Raw genomic sequence first — 17,035 nt, 5'->3', positions numbered from 1 at the left:
CCATGGTGGGTTTGTCCGAATAATTGAGCCAGTCGGCAGTAGTACCACCCTGAGGGGGAAATGTCGCCCCGCCTGAGTACGCTCGGACGGTTGCCTGTTTGCCCTGATGAGGAGTCCTGTTGACCGCCTTCGCCCTCGACGATCCGCTCGACCGCGGACCGGGCCTGCCCAAGCCGGGAAACCTGCTGCGTACGGCGGCCGACTCGATGCCGCCTCCGGGGCTCGTGCTGCTGGCCATCTTCTCGGTGCAGCTCGGCGCCGGGTTCGCGAAGGAGTTGTTCACGGCGCTGCCGCCGAGCGCGGTGGTGTTCCTGCGCATCGCGGCCGGGGCGCTGATCATGGGGGCGTTCGTCCGGCCGAGGCTGAGAGGGCTGTCCTGGCGCGACTGGGCGGTGGGCGTCGGCTTCGGCCTGACGCTGGCCCTGATGAACCTGTCGTTCTACGAGGCCCTGGCACGCCTGCCGATGGGCATCGCGGTGGCGATCGAGTTCCTGGGGCCGCTGGGCGTGGCGGTGGCGGCCTCGCGGCGCCGGATCGACCTGCTGTGGGTCTGCCTGGCGGCGGCGGGCGTGGCGCTGCTGGCGCCCTGGGGCGAGTCGGCCGCGGCGAGCTGGGTGGGCATCGGGTTCGCGGTCGTGGCCGGGGCCTGCTGGGCCGGCTACATCCTGCTGTCGGCGGCGGCCGGGCGGCGCTTTCCCGGCACGACCGGGCTGTCGTTCGCGATGATCGTCTCGGGCGTGGTGATCGCCCCGATCGGGGTCACCACCGGCGGGGCCGACCTGCTGCAGCCGGAGCTGCTGCTGATCGGGCTGGGCGTGGGGCTGTTGTCGTCGGTGATCCCGTACTCGCTGGAGCTGCAGGCGCTGCGGCGGATGCCCAAGCACGTGTTCGGGATCCTGATGAGCATGGAGCCGGCCGTGGCGGCGCTGGTCGGGGTGCTGCTGCTGAGCGAGTTCCTGCACGTGCAGCAGTGGGCGGCGATCGTGTGCATCGTGGCCGCCAGCCTGGGCTCGACGCGTACCGGCAGGGCCCTGACCTGAGTGGCCCGTGCGGCGGGTGAGATCAGGGAGGCCCGCCGCGCGCCCGCGGGATGGGATCTCGGGCGCGCGGCGGAGGGCTCGGCTGTTGGGCGGGGTGTGCCGAGCCCGGGGAGGTCAGCGGAGTGCGGGTGTCCGCTTGACCAGGCATGTGCCACCACCGGCACGCGGGGGTGGCCGGTCCGTCGTGGACCGGGGTGTGGATCAGATGTGGATCGGGAGGGCGGCACCACCGGCGCTCGCCACTCGACCGGCCCACATTGAGATTACCGCCAACGGCGGGTCTCTGATCCCCGAATGTCAGAACTTAGTGCCCGGTGTTCGGACGTCCGCGACTCGGCCCAGGTGTCCGGGCCGAAGGGCGGCTCAGCGTCCGGCCCGGGGCCGGGTCCGGGGTCTGGGGCCGAGGTCTGAGGCCCCGGTCGAGTCCGGGGCCGGGTCAGGGTCGGTGTTCGGCCCAGATGCCGCGGACGTGGCCGATGTGGTCGGACATGAGGCGGGCGACGGCCTCGCCGTCGCCGGTCTTGAGCGCGTCGAGCAGGTGGAGGTGCTCCCTGGCCGACTCGCCCAGCCCGCCGCGGGCGGAGAGCTGGGACAGGCCGTAGAGCCTGGCCCTGTTGCGCAGGTCGCGCACCACCGAGACGAGATGGGCGTTGCCGCCCAGGGTCAGCAGCTCGACGTGGAAACGCAGATCGGCGTCCACGTACGCGAGCAGGTCGCCGCGCTCACCGGCCGAGACGATCTCCTCGGCGAGTGGCCTGAGGCGTTCGAACTCCTCCGCCCGCGAGCTGTCGGCCAGCCTGGCCACCGTGGGCACCTCGATGAGCGCGCGGATCTCGGTCAGCTCGTCGAGGTCGCGGTCGGACAGCTCGGTGACCCGGAAGCCCTTGTTGCGCACCGCCTCGACCAGGCCCTCCTTGGCCAGGTCGAGCATGGCCTCGCGGACGGGCGTGGCCGAGACGCCGAACTGGGCGGCCAGCACCGGGGCCGAGTAGACCACCCCCGGCCGCATCTCACCGGTGATCAGCGCGGCCCGCAACGCGTGCGCGACCTGCTCGCGCAGGCTCCGGCGCTCCCCCACCATCGGCAGGTCGAGCCGGTCCTCGGCAGCCATCCCGCCCATCCCTTCCCCATCCCCTTCGCTGTCAGCGCCCGACGTCGCGCGCCCTCTGGCGAGCCCAGCCCTCATAGGCGGCGGACGCGACCACGAGGTCCTCCCATGCCATACCCGTGCTCTTGAACACACGCGGCCCCGGGCCCACGACCACCCTTCCGGCGATCAGGTCGGCGAGGTTACCGGCGAGATGGCGGGAAGTGATCGTACCCCGGCGGATCGGCACGACGAGATCACCGGCCTCCGCCAGGGCGGCGGCGCGGGCCTCGACGACCACGGTGGCGCGTGCGACGAGGTCGCCGTCGAGCTCGCGGGCTTCGGGCTCGTGGGAGCCGACCGCGACGACGGTGGCGCCGTCGCGGGCGAGCTTACCGGGGAACAGCGGCTCTCTGGCCGTGGTACAGCACACGACGAGATCGGCCCCCGCCACCGCCTGCGCCACCGCCTGCGCCACCGTGGCCGGGGGCGTCGTGGCCGGGGGCGTCCTGGCTGGGGGCGTCGTCAGGGCTCGGGCGGTCAGGCCGAGGGCGCGGCAGCGGGTGGCGAGCGCCTCGGCCCGGCCCGCGTCGCGCCCGACCACGGTGACCTCCTCGACCGGCCGCACCTCCCGCAGCGCCAGCACGTGCCCGTACGCCTGCGGCCCGCTCCCGAACACCACCAGCCGCCGCGCCCCCGCCTCGGCCAGGTGCCGGACGGCGAGCGCGGAGACGGCGGGCGTGCGCAGCGAGGTGAGCGCGGTCCCGTCCACGGCGGCCAGCGGGGCCAGGGTGTCGCCGTCGAACAGCAGGTACGTCCCCTGGATGCGAGCCAGCCCCCGCCCGGGGTTGGCGGGCGCGACACTGACCGCCTTGACCCCCACGTAGCTCCTCCCCACGGCGGGCATGAGCAGGAGCTGCCCGGCCGGGACGTCGATCGCCGACCGCCGCGGCGTGGCCTCGGGGTCGAGCCCGGCCCGCAGCGCGTCCTCCAGGACGGCCACGGCCCGGCCCATCGGTACCAGCCGCTCCACGGTGGCGGCGTCGAGGTACGGCAGCCCGCTCATCGCAGCGTGAACCCGGTCGGGAAGGGATCGGCCGGGTCGAGCTCGAAGGCGTGCCGCCCGGTCCGGTACGCCGTGCCGTCGACCTCCACGACCACGCCCCGCGGCCCCGCCTCGCGCACGCGGGCGGTGAAGACGCTGCCGACGACGCTCTCGTGGACGAGTTCGGCGGTCTTGTCCTCGTCGTGCAGCAGGGCCATCCTGGCGGCCGTCCCCGAGCCGCAGGGCGAGCGGTCCACCTCTCCGTCGGCGAAGACGGTGACGTTGCGCTGCCGCCTGACGCCGCCGTCGCCGTCCCCGGGCAGGTCCTCGTGGAAGATCACGCCGTACACGCCGGACAGCCGTTCGTCCGCCGGGTGCCGGGCGGCGGGGTGGCCGACCAGCCCGGCCTTGATCCGGCGGGCGTGCTCGATGAGGGCGCCCAGGTGCCGGGGCTCGACCGACAGGCCGACGGCGGAGGCGGGCAGGCAGGCGTAGACGGCGCCGCCGTAGGCGACGTCCACCTCGACGCCGGCGACCGGCACGGCGCGGGCGGTGACGTACGAGGGGACGTTGACGAAGGTGACCGACTCGACCCGGCCAGCGCGGGTGCGTACCCGGGCCGTGACGCGCCCGGAGGGCACGTCGACCACCACGTCGGTGACGCCGTCGGGGGCGGCCTCGACCAGGCCCTCGTGGACGGCGTACGCGCCCAGCGCGATCGTGCCGTGCCCGCAGGCGGTCGAGAAGCCGTCCTTGTGCCAGAACAGCGCGCCCAGATGGGCGCCGGGGTCGTCCGGCGGCACCAGGAAGCAGCCGTACATGTCGGCGTGCCCGCGCGGCTCGTGGCACAGCAGCCGCCGCACGTCGTCGAACTCGGCCATCGCGGTGGCGCGGCGGGCGAGCACGTCGGAGCCGCCGATCTCGGGCACCCCGCCGGTCACGATGCGGAACGGCTCGCCGCCCGTGTGGTAGTCGACGGTCGTGATCATCCGGTCCTCCTCACAACTCGAACCCGGCGGGGAACGGGTCGCGCGGGTCGAGGAAGTACTGGGCCGTGCCGGTGATCCAGGCCCGGCCGGTGATCGACGGCAGCACCGCGGGACGCCCGCCCACGGTGGTCTCCTCCAGCAGCCGTCCGACGAACCGGGTGCCGATGAACGACTCGTTGACGAACTCCGCCCCGATCGCCAGCTCGCCCCGCGCGTGGAGCTGGGCCATGCGGGCGCTGGTGCCGGTGCCGCAGGGCGAGCGGTCGAACCAGCCCGGGTGGATGGCCATGGCGTGCCGCGAGTGACGGGCGTCGGAGCCGGGGGCGGCGAAGTAGACGTGGTGGCAGCCGCGGATGCGCTCGTCCTCGCGGTGCGCGGGCTCGTCGGCGGCGTTGATCGCCTCCATGGTGGCCAGACCGGCCGCGATGATCTCGTTCTTGGCCGCCCGGTCGAACGGCAGCCCGTAGTGGGCGAGGTTGACGATGGCGTAGAAGTTGCCGCCGTACGCCAGGTCGTACGCGATCTCCCCGAACCCGGGCACGCTCACCTTGGCGTCCAGCCGGTCGCAGTAGGAGGGCACGTTGCGCAGGGTCACCGACGTGGCCGCGCCGTCCTCGACGGCCACGTCCACCTCGACGAGCCCGGCCGGGACCTCCAGGCGTACGGTCGTGACCGGCTCGCTCACCTCCACCATGCCGGTCTCCACCAGCACGGTGGCCACGCCGATGGTGCCGTGCCCGCACATCGGCAACAGCCCGGACACCTCGATGAACAGCACGCCGAAGTCCGCGTCCGGCCTGGTGGGCGGCTGCAGGATGGCGCCGCTCATGGCGGAGTGGCCGCGCGGCTCGGTCATCAGCAGCGTACGGATGTGGTCGAGGTGGTCGCGGAAGTAGACGCGCCGCTCGGCCATGCTGTCTCCGGGGATCACGCCGATGCCGCCGGTGACGACCCGGGTGGGCATGCCCTCGGTGTGCGAGTCGACGGCGTGGAAGACGCGTTTCGTCCTCATCGCAGCCCTTCCGCCAGTGCCTTCTCGGTCGCCGCCCGGACGATCGCAGCCTGCTCGTCCGTCAGCGGCTGCCTGGGCTGCCTGCAGGGGCCGCCGTGGCGGCCGACGATGTCCATGGACAGCTTGATGGCCTGCACGAACTCGACCTTGGAGTCCCAGCGCAGCAGCGGGTGCAGGGTGCGGTAGAGGGGCAGCGCGGTCTCCAGGTCACCGGCGACGGCGGCCCGGTAGAGCGCCGAGCAGGACTCCGGCAGCGCGTTGGGGTATCCGGCGATCCACCCGGCCGCCCCGGCGACGGCCAGCTCCAGCAGCACGTCGTCGGAGCCGATCAGCAGGTCGAGCCCGGGGGCCAGCTCGGCCAGCTCGTACGCCCGCCGCACGTCGCCGGTGAACTCCTTGACCGCCACGATCAGCCCGTCCTCGTACAGCCTGGCCAGCAGCGCGGGGGTCAGGTCGACCTTGGTGTCGTACGGGTTGTTGTAGGCCACGATCGGCAGGCCGGCCTTGGCGACCTCGCGGTAGTGCGCGACGACGGCCCGCTCGTCGGCCCGGTAGGCGTTGGGCGGCAGCAGCAGCACCGAGCCGCAGCCCGCCTCGGCCGCCTGCTCGGCCCAGCGGCGCGACTCGGCCGCGCCGTACGCGCCCGCCCCGGCCATCACGCGGTCGCCGCCGACGGCCTCGACCGCGGTCTCGATCACCTTCGCCCGCTCCTGCGGGGTGAGCGTCTGGTACTCGCCGAGCGACCCGTTCGGTACGACGCCGTCGCAGCCGTGGTCCACCAGCCACCGGCAGTGCCTCGCGTAGCCGTCGTGGTCGACCGACAGGTCCTCGCGCAGGGGCAGGGCCGTGGCCACCATGACGCCGTGCCAGGGCTTGCTGCGGTTGTCCATCGGGAAGTCCTCCAAGCGGGGGTCATTGAGCGGGATGGTCGTCGGGACTGTCGGGGCCGCCGGGACTGTCGCGGCTGTCGGATCCGGACGGGACGTCGAGCGAGGCGAGGGCGCCCAGCGTGACGGGCTGGGCGATGGGGCGGCGGGGCGGCTGCGGCGGCTCGCCCGCCAGGCAGGCGACGGCGTAGCCACAGACCCGGCCCTGGCACCAGCCCATGCCGGGCCTGGCCAGGAGCTTGACGGAGCGCGCGTCGGTCGCGCCGAGCTCCTGCGCCCGGCGTACGCGCTCCAGCGGCACCTCCTCGCAGCGGCACACGAGCGTGTCGTCGCGCAGCCAGCCCTGCCAGCCATCCTTGACGGGGTACGCGTGGTGCAACGCCTCGCCGAACGCCCGCCACCGCTGCCGCCGCCGCACGAACACCCTCGGCACCACGCCCGCACCCGTGACTGCGCCCGTGACTGCGCCCGTAACCGCGCCCGTAACCGCGCCCGTGACTGCGCTGGTAGCCGCGCCGGTGACCGTCCGGGTGTCGGCCACGACGGCCCGGCCCGCGATGCGGCCCTCCAGCTCGGCCAGCAGCCTGCCGCCCACGCCGACCGGCTCTCCGGCGGCCCACACCCCTGGCACGCTCGTACGCTGGGCGGCGTCCACGGCCAGCACCGGGCTGCCGTCCGCGTCGTGCCGGGTCGCGCAGCCGAGCTGCGTGCCCAGCTCGATCTGCGGCACGAACCCGTAGCCCACGGCCACGGTGTCGCACTCGACGATCCGGGTGGTCAGAACGTTCCAGTCCGCGTCGAGGCGGGCCACCGTGACGGCCGCCACCTCACGCTCCCCGTGGGCGGCCACCACCGCCTGACGCGTCCGGTACGGCACCCGCTGCCGGGCCAGGGCCGCCGCGTACCCCGCCGCCTCCCCCGCCTTGCCCAGGGCCATCAGCGGATGCCGGGCCAGGCCGAGGCCGCCGTTGGCCTCGTACACGCCGAGCACCCGCGCCCCGGCCCCGGCCAGCCCCGCGGCGACGGGCAGCAGGAACGGCCCGGTGCCGGAGACGACGATCCGCCTGCCCGCCACCACGCCACCGCCCTTGAGCAGCGCCTGCGCACCCCCGGCGGTGAGCACGCCCGGCAGGTCCCAGCCGGGGAACGGCAGCGACCGGTCGTACGCGCCGGTGGCGATCAGCAGCCGCCGGGCCCGCAGCGGCTGCGCCCGTTCCCCCTCCTCTCCCCGGGTCGAGCAGTGCACGAGGAGGTCGCCGTCCGGCTCGCGGGACACGTGCCACACCTGGTGCCGGAGCAGCACGTCGGCGCGCTCGGCGAGGGCGCGGGCCTGCCGCAGGAACCGGTCCAACCCCGGGGCCGCCTCCGGCTCGGCGGTGTGCCGGAAGTACTGACCGCCCGGCCGTGTCCCGGAGTCCACCAGCGCCACGCGCAACCCGGCCAGCGCCGCCGTCAGAGCGCCCGCGACCCCGGCGGGCCCGCCGCCCACCACCACGAGGTCGTACGTCTGTCCCTCGGACGTCACGCCGTCGTCACCTCGTCCCCCGGCTCGGCCTCCAGCAGGCAGGCGCGCTCGGGCGGGCGCCCGTTCACCGAGATCAGGCAGTCGAAGCAGACCCCGATGCCGCAGAACAGCCCGCGCGGCCGTCCGCCGAAGCGGGTGGTGCGCCACGAGCGCACCCCGGCCGCGTGCAGCGCCGCGCCGATCGTCTGCCCGGGTACGACCGGCACCGGCCGGCCGTCCACGGTGATGTGGAACGTCACAGGTCCTCCTTCACCGGATCTGCCGGAGACACCGGGCCTGTGAGCCGCCCGGGTCGTCCCGTCCCGATAGCGGCCTCCTCGGGGAAGCGGTCGGGGCGGAAAGGACGCAGGTCCATGTCGGGGCGTTCGCCGGTGAGGAGCTGGGCGAGCAGGTGCCCGGTCGCCGGGGCGAGCCCGATGCCGGCCCCCTCGTGCCCGCACGCGTGATACAGCCCGTCCACGCGCGGGTCGGCGCCGATGACGGGCAGGTGGTCGGGACAGTACGGCCGGAAGCCGCAGTACGACCTGATCGCCCGCACCTCGCGCAACGCGGGGAAGAGCGCGACCGCCTGCCCGGCCAGCCTCGCCAGTACCGGCACGGACGTCGTCCGGTCGAACCCGACCCGTTCCCTGCTCGCCCCGATGAGCACGGTCCCCGAGGGCGTGCTCTCCACCACGGCCGAGGTCTCCAGCGCGGCGGAGTCGCTGGCCACGTTCGTCACGTAGGCGGCGGTGTAGACCTTGTGCCGGATCAGCGGCTCACGCGGCGATCCGTTCGAGGGCCCGTTCAGCGGCTCGGTGACGAGGATGAACCCGCGCCTGGGCAGGACCGGGAGCCCGACGCCCGCCAGCGCGGCCACCTCGCCGCCCCAGGTGCCCGCCGCGTTGACGACCGCGTCGCCGAGCACGTCGCCGTGCGAGGTGCGGACGCCGGTCACCCGCCCGCCTGAGCGGATGAACCCGGTCACCGTGACCCCGAGGCGCAGCCGCAGTGTGCCGTGGCCGAAGCTCTCGGCGCCGTGCCTGAGCAGGGTGGCGGCGGCCAGCATGGGCTGGACCTGGGCGTCCTGCGGGTAGTACACGCCACCCGCGAGTCCCTCGGCCAGGTGCGGCTCGTAGTCGCGCAGCCTCTCGCCGGATACGGGCGTGTGCTCCACGCCCTGCGCGGCGGCCAGGCCGGTGAGCTTGCGCCGGACCTCCTCGGTCTCGGCGACGACGAGCCCGCCCTTGGGCTCGTACTCGAAACCGCCGATCGCGGCCAGCTCACGCCACAGCCGGTTGGACAGCAGGGCCAGCTCCAGCTCGGGCCCCGGCTCCTTGTCGGACACCAGCACGTTGCCCTCACCCGATCCCGTCGTGCCCCCGGCCACGGGTCCCCGGTCGACCACGGTCACGTCGAGACCGGCGCGCGCGGCGTAGTACGCGCAGGCCGCACCCACCACTCCGGCGCCGACGACGATCACGTCGGACATCCCCACCTCCCGCCAGTAACATGTCACATACTTCTTCGCTTGAGAAGCCCGATTTCCCCCCTTCTGCCCGGCATACGCACCCACCGCACTTCGGCGAGGTCCCTTGAGGGGGAAGGACGAGCCGGGCGGAAGGCCCGGCGTGAGGGGCGGCCGACAGGTTCGGCGTTCCCACCGGCGGGACCGAGTGCCGGGCGGGGTGTTCCCCGGTGGCGGACCAACCGACGGGCGGGGTGTTCCCGATGGCCGACCAACTGGTGGGTGGGGTGTTCCCGATGGCCGACCAACTGGTGAATGGAGTGTTCCCGATGGCGGGACCGAGTGGTCGGGCCCCTACCATCGATGACGTGAAGCCATCCACGGACGCTCCCAAGCTCCTCGCGCGTTTCCTGGCGTCCTTCTGGACGCCCACGACCCGGTCGATGCGCGGCTGGGCGATGGCGTCCGTGGTGGTCAACGCGGGCATCACGGTGACCGGGGCGGGCGTGCGCGTCACCGCCTCGGGCCTGGGCTGCCCGACCTGGCCCCGGTGCACGCCCGACAGCTTCATCCCGGTCGCCCACCCCGAGGTCTCGCCGCTGAACATGGCCGTCGAGTTCGGCAACCGGCTGCTGACGTTCCTGGTGCTGGCCGTCGGGGTCGCGTGCGTGCTGGCCGCGCTGCGCCTGGCCCCGCGCCGCACCTCGCTGGTGCGCCTGGCCTGGCTGCAGCCGGTGGGGATCGTCGCCCAGGCCCTGTGGGGCGGGCTGGTGGTCAACACGATGCTCAACCCGTTCACGGTGGGCACGCACTATCTGATCTCCAGCGGCCTGATCGCGGCCTGCTGGCTGCTCTACGCGCGCGCGGGCGAGGGCGACGGGCCCGTGCTGCGGGTGGCCCACGGCGACATCCGCAGGCTCGGGCACGGGCTGCTGGCGGCGGTGTTCGCGCTGCTGGTGATCGGGGTCGTGGTGAGCGGCACGGGTCCGCACTCGGGCGACGCGATGGCCTCCCGCTTCGACCTCGACATCGAGGCCGTGGCGCGGCTGCACGCCGACATGGCGTACGTGGTGGTGGGGCTGACGTTCGCGCTGCTGTTCGCCCTGCACGTGACCAACGCGCCCCGGCCCGCCAGGCGGGCGGCGATGGGGCTGTTCGGGGTGGAGCTGCTGCAGGGCGTGATCGGCTACACGCAGTACTTCCTGGCCGTGCCGGCCGCGCTGGTCCTGCTGCACGTGCTGGGCTCCACCGTGGTCTGGATCGCCGCGCTCAGGGTCGTCACCTCGCTGCGCACCAGGGACAGGACGGACTCCCCCGTGAGCCACTCCCCCACCGAAGCAGCCGCCGCCGTCTGACGGGATATGCCAGGGTATGTGGTGTTGGGTCCGCCACTCCCCCGGCCCCGAAGGGGTGCGATTTGCTGGGAAAAGTCCGCCCCGATCGGAAGGGGCTGCGCCGGGCGTACCAAGGGCTGGTGCTGGTCAGCGTGCTGGCCCTGGCACCGATGACGTGGGCCTGGCTGAGCAGTACGGGCCACCGGGCGATGGCCGAGGGCGCGGGCTGGCTGGGCCGGGTGCCCGAGACGCAGGCCGCGCTGGTGCTCGGCGCGGGCGTGTACGGCACGCGGCCCACCCCCATGCTGGCCCGCAGGCTCGACATCGCCACCGACCTCTACCGGGCTGGCAAGGTGCGGGCGCTGCTGCTGTCGGGCGACAACAGCCGCGAGGAGTACGACGAGCCCACCACCATGCGCGACTACCTGCGTGCCAAGGGTGTGCCGGACGCCGCGATGGTGCTCGACTACGCCGGTTTCGACACGTGGGACTCGTGCGTGCGGGCGCGTACGGTGTTCGGGGCCGAGCGGGTGACGGTGGTGACCCAGGAGTTCCACATCCCCAGGGCGGTCACGCTCTGCAGGACGGCCGGGCTGGAGACGTTCGGGGTGGGTGACGACTCCTCCAGGCGATGGGCCTCGACCACGTACGCCTACGCCGCCCGCGAGCTGCTGGCCACCGCCAAGGCGTTCGCCGACGCCAAGCTCCTGCACTCCGAGCCCGTCTACCCCGGCCCGCGCGAGGTCTCGCTCACCCGCGTACTCGAACAACCCCCTGCGTGACCGCCCGCCGGTCAGCTCGGCGCGCCGGGCGCGTAGCCGGGCGGCGGCGAGCCCCTGGCCACCGACCTGGCGTGCGTCAACGCCACCGGAAGGTCCGCGCGGGCGGTGCTCATGCACTCCAGCAGCGCCCGCTGCTCCTCGTGGAAGGTGTGCTCGTCGACCATGTGGCGGGCCGCCCGCTCGTGCAGCAGCCCCAGCTCGGTCGCGGCGAGCTGGTAGTCGCGCATCGCGCGCCGCCCGCGCCTGCCGCCGTGGGCGCGGGCCCACTGCCGGGCCTGGCGGCGCCGGGAGAACGTCGAGAGCATGTAGATGTCGGCCTCGTTGACCAGCTTGGTCGGCTCGTACGGCGGCAGGTAGCGCTGGATGAGCGCCACGATGCGCCGCCGGTCGCGGAACACCACGCCGATGAGCACCACCAGCACGACCAGCAGCGCCAGATAGGCCACCACCAGCCCGGGGAACCCGCCGTAGGAGGCAAGACCGTTCCACAGCCCGTGCAGGATCATCGCCGCCGACCAGCCCACCAGCACGTACGTCACCCGCTCGGGCCCGCGCCGCTGGGCGGCGTAGGCCACGGCGACCCCGATCATGGAGCTGAACAGCGGATGCGCCAGCGGCGACAGCACCCCGCGCAGCACCACGGTGACCGCCAGGCCCTTGACGCCCGAGGTGGACAGCGCGCCGAGGTAGTAGCTGACGTTCTCGCTCATGGCGAAGCCGAGGCCGACCATGCTCGCGTAGATGACGCCGTCGGTCGGCCCGTCCAGCTCGGCCCGGCGGAACTTCAGCAGGCCAAGCAGCACCAGGCCCTTCATCGTCTCCTCGACGACCGGCGCGCCGAAGGTGGCCGCGATGTTGCGCGCGCTGGCCTCCGACAGCTTGGCGGTGTCGATGATGTAGTGCAGGTTGAGCGAGTTGATCACGCCGGCGACCAGCACGGCGATGCCCGCGCCCCAGGCGAAGGCGAAGATCAGGTTGCTGCGCGGCTCCGGCTCCATGCGGTCGAGCGCGAGCACCGCTGCCAGCAGCAGCGGCACCGGGGCCAGGGCGAGGGCCAGGGCGATGAAGAACTGCACCGGCGCGCCGTTGATCACGTCGAAGGAGAACGAGACCAGAGCGCACAGGCCGGTGAGGACCAGCCCGATGATCAACGCGAACGACGGGCGGTCCTTCAACACCCAGCGTGGATCACGGGTCGCCATAGGGTGACTTTAACGGATCAGGGTGCCGGGGTCGGCGCTGGCCGTCGCGGATAGCCACTCGTCACCGTCTCGACACGGCGTTCGCGGGCAGGGCGGGGCGCTCAGGACAGCAGCGGGTCGATCGCCACCGCGAGGAAGAGCAGCGCGAGGTAGGCGTTGGACCAGTGGAAGAACCGCATGGGCCGCAGGTCGACGCCGCTCTTGCCGGCGTTGAGCCGGGCCAGCAGGCGGTGCACCTCCCACAGGCACATGGCGCCCAGCACGGCGGCCACGATCGGGTAGAACAGCGTGGTGCCGGCCACCGGCCACAGCGCCAGCGAGCACAGCACGGTGGCCCAGGTGTAGGCGATCGACTCCAGGACCACCCGGCGCTCGGTGGCCACCACCGGCAGCATCGGCACCTTGGCCGCCGCGTAGTCCTCCTTGTAGCGCATGGCCAGCGTCCAGGTGTGCGGCGGGGTCCAGAAGAACACCACCCCGAACAGCACCAGCGGCGCCCAGTCGAGACGCTCGGTGATGCCGGCCCAGCCGATCATCACCGGCATGCAGCCCGCGATGCCGCCCCAGACGATGTTCTGGGCCGTGCGCCGCTTGAGGAGCATCGAGTAGACCAGCACGTAGAACAGGATCGCGCCGAGCGACAGCAGCGCCGCCAGCCAGTTGGTGGTCAGCCACAGGCCCGCCGTGGACAGCGCGCCCAGCACGACGCCGAAGACCAGCGCGCCCCGCGGCGAGACCTGGTGCCTGGCCAGCGGCCGGCGGCGGGTGCGGCGCATCTTCTGGTCGATGTCGCGATCCACGTAGCAGTTGAGCGCGTTGGCGCTGCCCGCCGACAGGGTGCCGAACACCATGACCGAGATCGAGGTCCACAGCGGCGGCAGGCCGCCCGCGGCGAGGAACATCACCGGCAACGTCGTGATCAGCAGCAGCTCGATGATCCGCGGCTTGGTGAGCGCGATGTAGGCCCTGATGGTCATGCCGATCGAGCGCGGCGCCTTCACCTGGGGTGACGAGGCCGTCGGCTGCCTGTTGGCCAGCACCGTCAAGGCGCTTCCAGCCTGTGCTGAGTCAACGCGTAACCTCTGATAAGAGCGGATCCATGAGCGGGCGCCGTGACGCCCCTGCGAACAAACAAACTGTAGTCGCAGGGTCGGCCGGTCCGGCCAATGGGGGGCTTGCGCCGTACATGGACACGCGCGGGTGGAATGGGAATCGATCGCCGGTCCCACTCGGTTAGGGTCCCGTGTAGGTGCGGGCCATCACGCGACCGGCGGCCGGCGGCCGGCCGACGCAGGTGGCCCACCGCAGGCGGGACCAGCCAATCGGGCGACCAACCGGCGACCCACCGGCACTGCCAATGACAACTAGATTCCGGAGATCGAGCACTTGAGCACCGAACTCGTGCCAGCCCTTGAATGGACCGACCTGGACAGCAAGGCGGTCGACGTCGTTCGAGCCCTGGCGATGGACGCAGTGGAGAAGGCGGGCTCGGGTCACCCCGGCACCGCCATGAGCCTGGCCCCCGCCGCATACCTGCTTTTCCAGCGCGTGCTGCGCCATGACCCGACCGACCCGGGCTGGCTCGGGCGCGACCGGTTCGTGCTGTCGTGCGGCCACAGCAGCCTGACGCTCTACATCCAGCTCTATCTGTCCGGCTACGCGCTGACCCTGGACGACCTGCGCCGGCTGCGCCAGTGGGACAGCCTCACGCCGGGTCACCCCGAGCACGGTCACACGGCGGGTGTCGAGACCACGACGGGCCCGCTGGGCCAGGGGCTGGGCAACGCGGTCGGCATGGCGATGGCGGCCCGCCGCGAGCGCGGCCTGTTCGACCCCGACGCCGAGCCGGGCTCCTCGCCGTTCGACCACCACATCTGGTGCGTCGTCAGCGACGGCGACATCGAGGAGGGCATCAGCCACGAGGCCAGTGCGCTCGCCGGCCACCAGAAGCTGGGCAACCTCGTCGTCATCTACGACGACAACCACATCTCCATCGAGGACGACACGCTGATCGCCAAGTCGGAGGACGTGGTCGCCCGCTACGAGGCGTACGGCTGGCACACGCAGAGCGTCGACTGGACGGCCACCGGCGAATACGTCGAGGACGTCCAGGCCCTCTACGACGCGTTGCAGGAGGCCAAGGCCGAGACCGGCCGCCCGTCGTTCATCCGGCTGCGCACGATCATCGGCTGGCCCGCCCCCAACAAGCAGAACACCGGCAAGATCCACGGCAGCGCGCTGGGCGATGCCGAGGTCGCCGCCACCAAGGAAGTGCTGGGGATGGACCCGGCCAAGACGTTCGACGTGCCGGCCGCGGTGCTGGAGCACGCCCGCGGCATCGCCCAGCGCGGCCGTGCCGACCACGCCGAGTGGGAGAAGACCTACGCCGAGTGGCGGCAGGCCAGCCCCGAGCGGGCCGCCGAGCTCGACCGCATCTCCCGGCGCGAGCTGCCGGCGGGCTGGGCCACCGCGCTGCCGTTGTTCGAGACGGGCGCGTCGATCGCCACCCGCAAGGCGTCCGGCGAGGTGCTCAGCGCGCTGGCGCCGGTGCTGCCCGAGCTGTGGGGCGGCTCGGCCGACCTGGCAGAGTCGAACAACACCACGATGAAGGGCGAGCCGTCCTTCATCCCGGAGGAATACCAGACCAAGGAGTTCCCCGGTAACCGCTACGGCCGCACGCTGCACTTCGGCATCCGCGAGCACGCCATGGGCGCGATACTCAACGGCATCGCCCTGCACGGCGGCACCCGCCCGTACGGCGGCACGTTCCTGGTCTTCTCCGACTACATGCGGCCCTCGGTGCGCCTGGCGGCGCTGATGAAGCTGCCCGTCACGTACGTGTGGACGCACGACTCCATCGGCCTGGGCGAGGACGGCCCCACCCACCAGCCGATCGAGCACCTGTGGGCGCTGCGCGCGATCCCCGGCCTCGACGTGGTGCGCCCGGCCGACGCGAACGAGACCGCCCACGCCTGGAAGGCCGTGCTGGAGCACACCGACCGTCCCGCCGCACTGGCCCTGACGCGGCAGAACCTGCCGGTCTACGAGGGCACCAGCGCCGACGGCGTGGCCCGCGGCGGCTACGTGCTGCGCGAGGCGTCCGACGGCCAGCCGCGGGTGATCATCATCGCCACGGGCAGCGAGGTGGAGATCGCGGTGGGCGGCCGGGAGCTGCTGGAGGCGCGGGGCATCCCGACGCGAGTGGTCTCGATGCCGTGTGTCGAGTGGTTCAAGGGGCAGGACACCGCATACAGGCAGACGGTTCTGCCTTCGTCGATCCGGGCCCGGGTCGCCGTCGAGGCGGGCGTCGCGCTCGGCTGGCACGAATTCGTCGGCGAGTGCGGCGAAGTGGTCAGCCTCGAGCACTTCGGCGCCTCGGCGCCGTACAGGACGTTGTTCGAGCAGTTCGGGCTGACGGCTGAGCGGGTGGCGGCGGCGGCGAAGGCGAGCCTGGCCAAACTGGGTCAGGACAAGGGCGAGACGACGGGAAACTGAAGAAGAGATGAGCGAGATCCTCAACAAGCTGTCCGGCCAGGGCGTTGCCATCTGGCTCGACGACATCAGCCGTGAGCGCCTGCGCAGCGGCAACCTGGAGCGGCTGATCAGCGAGAAGAACGTCGTCGGGGTGACCTCCAACCCGACCATCTTCGCCAACGCGCTCGGCAAGGGCGACGCCTACGACAGCCAGCTCCACGACCTGGCCGTGCGGGGCGTCGAGGTGGGCGAGGCCGTGCGCGCCATCACCACCTACGACATCCGCTGGGCCGCCGACGTGCTGCGCCCGGTCTACGACGCCACGGGCGGCGTCGACGGCCGCGTGTCGCTGGAGGTCGACCCCCGCCTGGCCCGCGAGAGCGAGAAGACCGTGGCCGAGGCCAGGGCGCTGTGGTGGCTGGTCGACCGGCCCAACCTGTTCATCAAGATCCCGGCCACGCTGGAGGGCCTGCCCGCGATCACGCAGGCGCTGTCGGAGGGCATCAGCGTCAACGTCACGCTGATCTTCTCACTCGAGCGTTACCGCGCGGTCATGGACGCCTGGCTCGCCGGTCTGGAGGCCGCGCAGGCCAAGGGCCTCAACCTGGCCACGATCGAGTCGGTGGCCTCGTTCTTCGTCAGCCGGGTCGACACCGAGATCGACAAGCGGCTCGACAGCCTGGGCAAGCCGGAGCTGAAGGGCAAGGCGGGCGTGGCCAACGCGCGCCTGGCGTACGCGGCCTTCGAGGACGTGATGAACTCCGAGCGCTGGCAGCGCCTGCGCGAGGCGGGCGCCCGCCCGCAGCGGCCGCTGTGGGCCTCGACCGGCGTGAAGAACCCCGAATACTCCGACACCCTCTACGTCGACCAGCTCGTCGCGCCCGGCACCGTCAACACGATGCCGGAGAAGACGCTCGACGCCACGGCCGACCACGCCAACGTCTCGGGCGACACCGTACGCCCCTTCTACGAGCAGGCGTGGAACACCATGGCCGCGCTCAAGGACGCCGGCGTCGACTACGACGACGTGGTGAAGGTGCTGGAGGAGGAGGGCGTGGAGAAGTTCGAGGCGTCCTGGAACGAGCTGCTCGAGAGCGTCACCAAGAACCTGGTTCCGTGATGGAGGTGTCCTACCGCGAGGAGGGGGTGGCCTCGGCCGCCTCCTCCGCCGCGGGGCGTCTCGTCGCCGACGGCGTGCCCGCGCGGCTCGC

The 17,035-nt window shown here is 72.6% G+C and carries 15 protein-coding genes; 5 read left to right on the top strand and 10 right to left on the bottom strand.

Annotated features, from left to right (window positions below; translation table 11 throughout):
* Window positions 1-119: 119 nt before the first annotated feature.
* The gene (locus tag ABD844_RS06090) at window positions 120-1,040 is read left to right on the top strand and encodes an EamA family transporter (RefSeq protein ID WP_344873801.1); all 921 of its coding nucleotides are present in this window, start codon (window positions 120-122) and stop codon (window positions 1,038-1,040) included.
* A 436-nt stretch (window positions 1,041-1,476) separates the two neighbouring features.
* Here the strand turns inward: ABD844_RS06090 and ABD844_RS06085 are convergent, their stop codons facing one another.
* The 8 genes from ABD844_RS06085 to ABD844_RS06050 are packed head-to-tail and all read right to left on the bottom strand — an operon-like array spanning window position 1,477 to window position 9,056.
* Entirely contained in the window at window positions 1,477-2,151 is a 675-nt protein-coding gene (locus tag ABD844_RS06085) for a GntR family transcriptional regulator (protein ID WP_344873799.1), read from the bottom strand.
* Window positions 2,152-2,182: 31 nt separating this feature from the next.
* Entirely contained in the window at window positions 2,183-3,193 is a 1,011-nt protein-coding gene (locus ABD844_RS06080; protein ID WP_344873797.1) for an ornithine cyclodeaminase family protein, read from the bottom strand.
* Window positions 3,190-4,161 (bottom strand): proline racemase family protein, encoded by a 972-nt coding sequence (locus ABD844_RS06075; RefSeq protein ID WP_344873795.1) that lies wholly within the window; start codon window positions 4,159-4,161, stop codon window positions 3,190-3,192. Before ABD844_RS06075 ends, ABD844_RS06080 begins: the two co-directional genes overlap by 4 nt.
* 10 nt (window positions 4,162-4,171) lie before the next feature.
* Entirely contained in the window at window positions 4,172-5,173 is a 1,002-nt protein-coding gene (locus ABD844_RS06070; protein ID WP_344873793.1) for a proline racemase family protein, read from the bottom strand.
* Window positions 5,170-6,063, bottom strand: a complete 894-nt coding sequence (locus ABD844_RS06065) for a dihydrodipicolinate synthase family protein (protein ID WP_344873791.1) — start codon at window positions 6,061-6,063, stop codon at window positions 5,170-5,172. The genes ABD844_RS06070 and ABD844_RS06065 overlap by 4 nt, the downstream gene beginning before the upstream one ends.
* Before the next feature lie 22 nt (window positions 6,064-6,085).
* Window positions 6,086-7,585: an FAD/NAD(P)-dependent oxidoreductase gene (locus tag ABD844_RS06060; RefSeq protein WP_344873789.1), complete on the bottom strand. Its 1,500-nt coding sequence runs from the start codon at window positions 7,583-7,585 to the stop codon at window positions 6,086-6,088.
* Window positions 7,582-7,824 (bottom strand): (2Fe-2S)-binding protein, encoded by a 243-nt coding sequence (locus ABD844_RS06055; protein WP_344475636.1) that lies wholly within the window; start codon window positions 7,822-7,824, stop codon window positions 7,582-7,584. The genes ABD844_RS06060 and ABD844_RS06055 overlap by 4 nt, the downstream gene beginning before the upstream one ends.
* Window positions 7,821-9,056 carry an NAD(P)/FAD-dependent oxidoreductase gene (locus ABD844_RS06050; RefSeq protein ID WP_344873787.1) on the bottom strand — a complete coding sequence of 412 codons (1,236 nt, stop codon included), beginning with the start codon at window positions 9,054-9,056 and terminating at the stop codon, window positions 7,821-7,823. Before ABD844_RS06050 ends, ABD844_RS06055 begins: the two co-directional genes overlap by 4 nt.
* Window positions 9,057-9,400: 344 nt before the next feature.
* Between ABD844_RS06050 and ABD844_RS06045 the strand changes: the two genes are divergently transcribed.
* Together ABD844_RS06045 and ABD844_RS06040 are read left to right on the top strand one after the other, a co-directional pair.
* Entirely contained in the window at window positions 9,401-10,387 is a 987-nt protein-coding gene (locus tag ABD844_RS06045; protein ID WP_344873785.1) for a COX15/CtaA family protein, read from the top strand.
* Window positions 10,388-10,449: 62 nt separating this feature from the next.
* The gene (locus ABD844_RS06040) at window positions 10,450-11,148 is read left to right on the top strand and encodes a SanA/YdcF family protein (protein WP_344873783.1); all 699 of its coding nucleotides are present in this window, start codon (window positions 10,450-10,452) and stop codon (window positions 11,146-11,148) included.
* A gap of 11 nt (window positions 11,149-11,159) precedes the next feature.
* On the opposite strand, the gene ABD844_RS06035 is transcribed toward ABD844_RS06040, so the two are convergent.
* Both ABD844_RS06035 and ABD844_RS06030 read right to left on the bottom strand, forming a co-directional pair.
* Window positions 11,160-12,350: a PrsW family intramembrane metalloprotease gene (locus ABD844_RS06035; protein WP_344873781.1), complete on the bottom strand. Its 1,191-nt coding sequence runs from the start codon at window positions 12,348-12,350 to the stop codon at window positions 11,160-11,162.
* A gap of 101 nt (window positions 12,351-12,451) precedes the next feature.
* On the bottom strand, window positions 12,452-13,396 hold the full coding sequence (locus ABD844_RS06030) for a heme o synthase (protein WP_344873779.1): 945 nt from the start codon (window positions 13,394-13,396) through the stop codon (window positions 12,452-12,454).
* Between the two features lie 418 nt (window positions 13,397-13,814).
* On the opposite strand from ABD844_RS06030, the gene tkt reads away from it, so the two are divergent.
* Complete coding sequence (gene tkt, locus ABD844_RS06025) at window positions 13,815-15,845, top strand: transketolase (RefSeq protein ID WP_425568513.1); 2,031 nt, start codon at window positions 13,815-13,817, stop codon at window positions 15,843-15,845.
* A gap of 7 nt (window positions 15,846-15,852) precedes the next feature.
* Window positions 15,853-16,944 (top strand): transaldolase, encoded by a 1,092-nt coding sequence (gene tal, locus ABD844_RS06020; RefSeq protein ID WP_344873775.1) that lies wholly within the window; start codon window positions 15,853-15,855, stop codon window positions 16,942-16,944.
* Window positions 16,945-17,035: the final 91 nt, after the last annotated feature.

It is taken from the genome of Nonomuraea antimicrobica, assembly GCF_039536965.1.
Taxonomy (GTDB): domain Bacteria; phylum Actinomycetota; class Actinomycetes; order Streptosporangiales; family Streptosporangiaceae; genus Nonomuraea; species Nonomuraea antimicrobica.
Note: the sequence above shows the minus strand (reverse complement) of the source record. Positions and strands in the feature narration are given on the sequence as shown.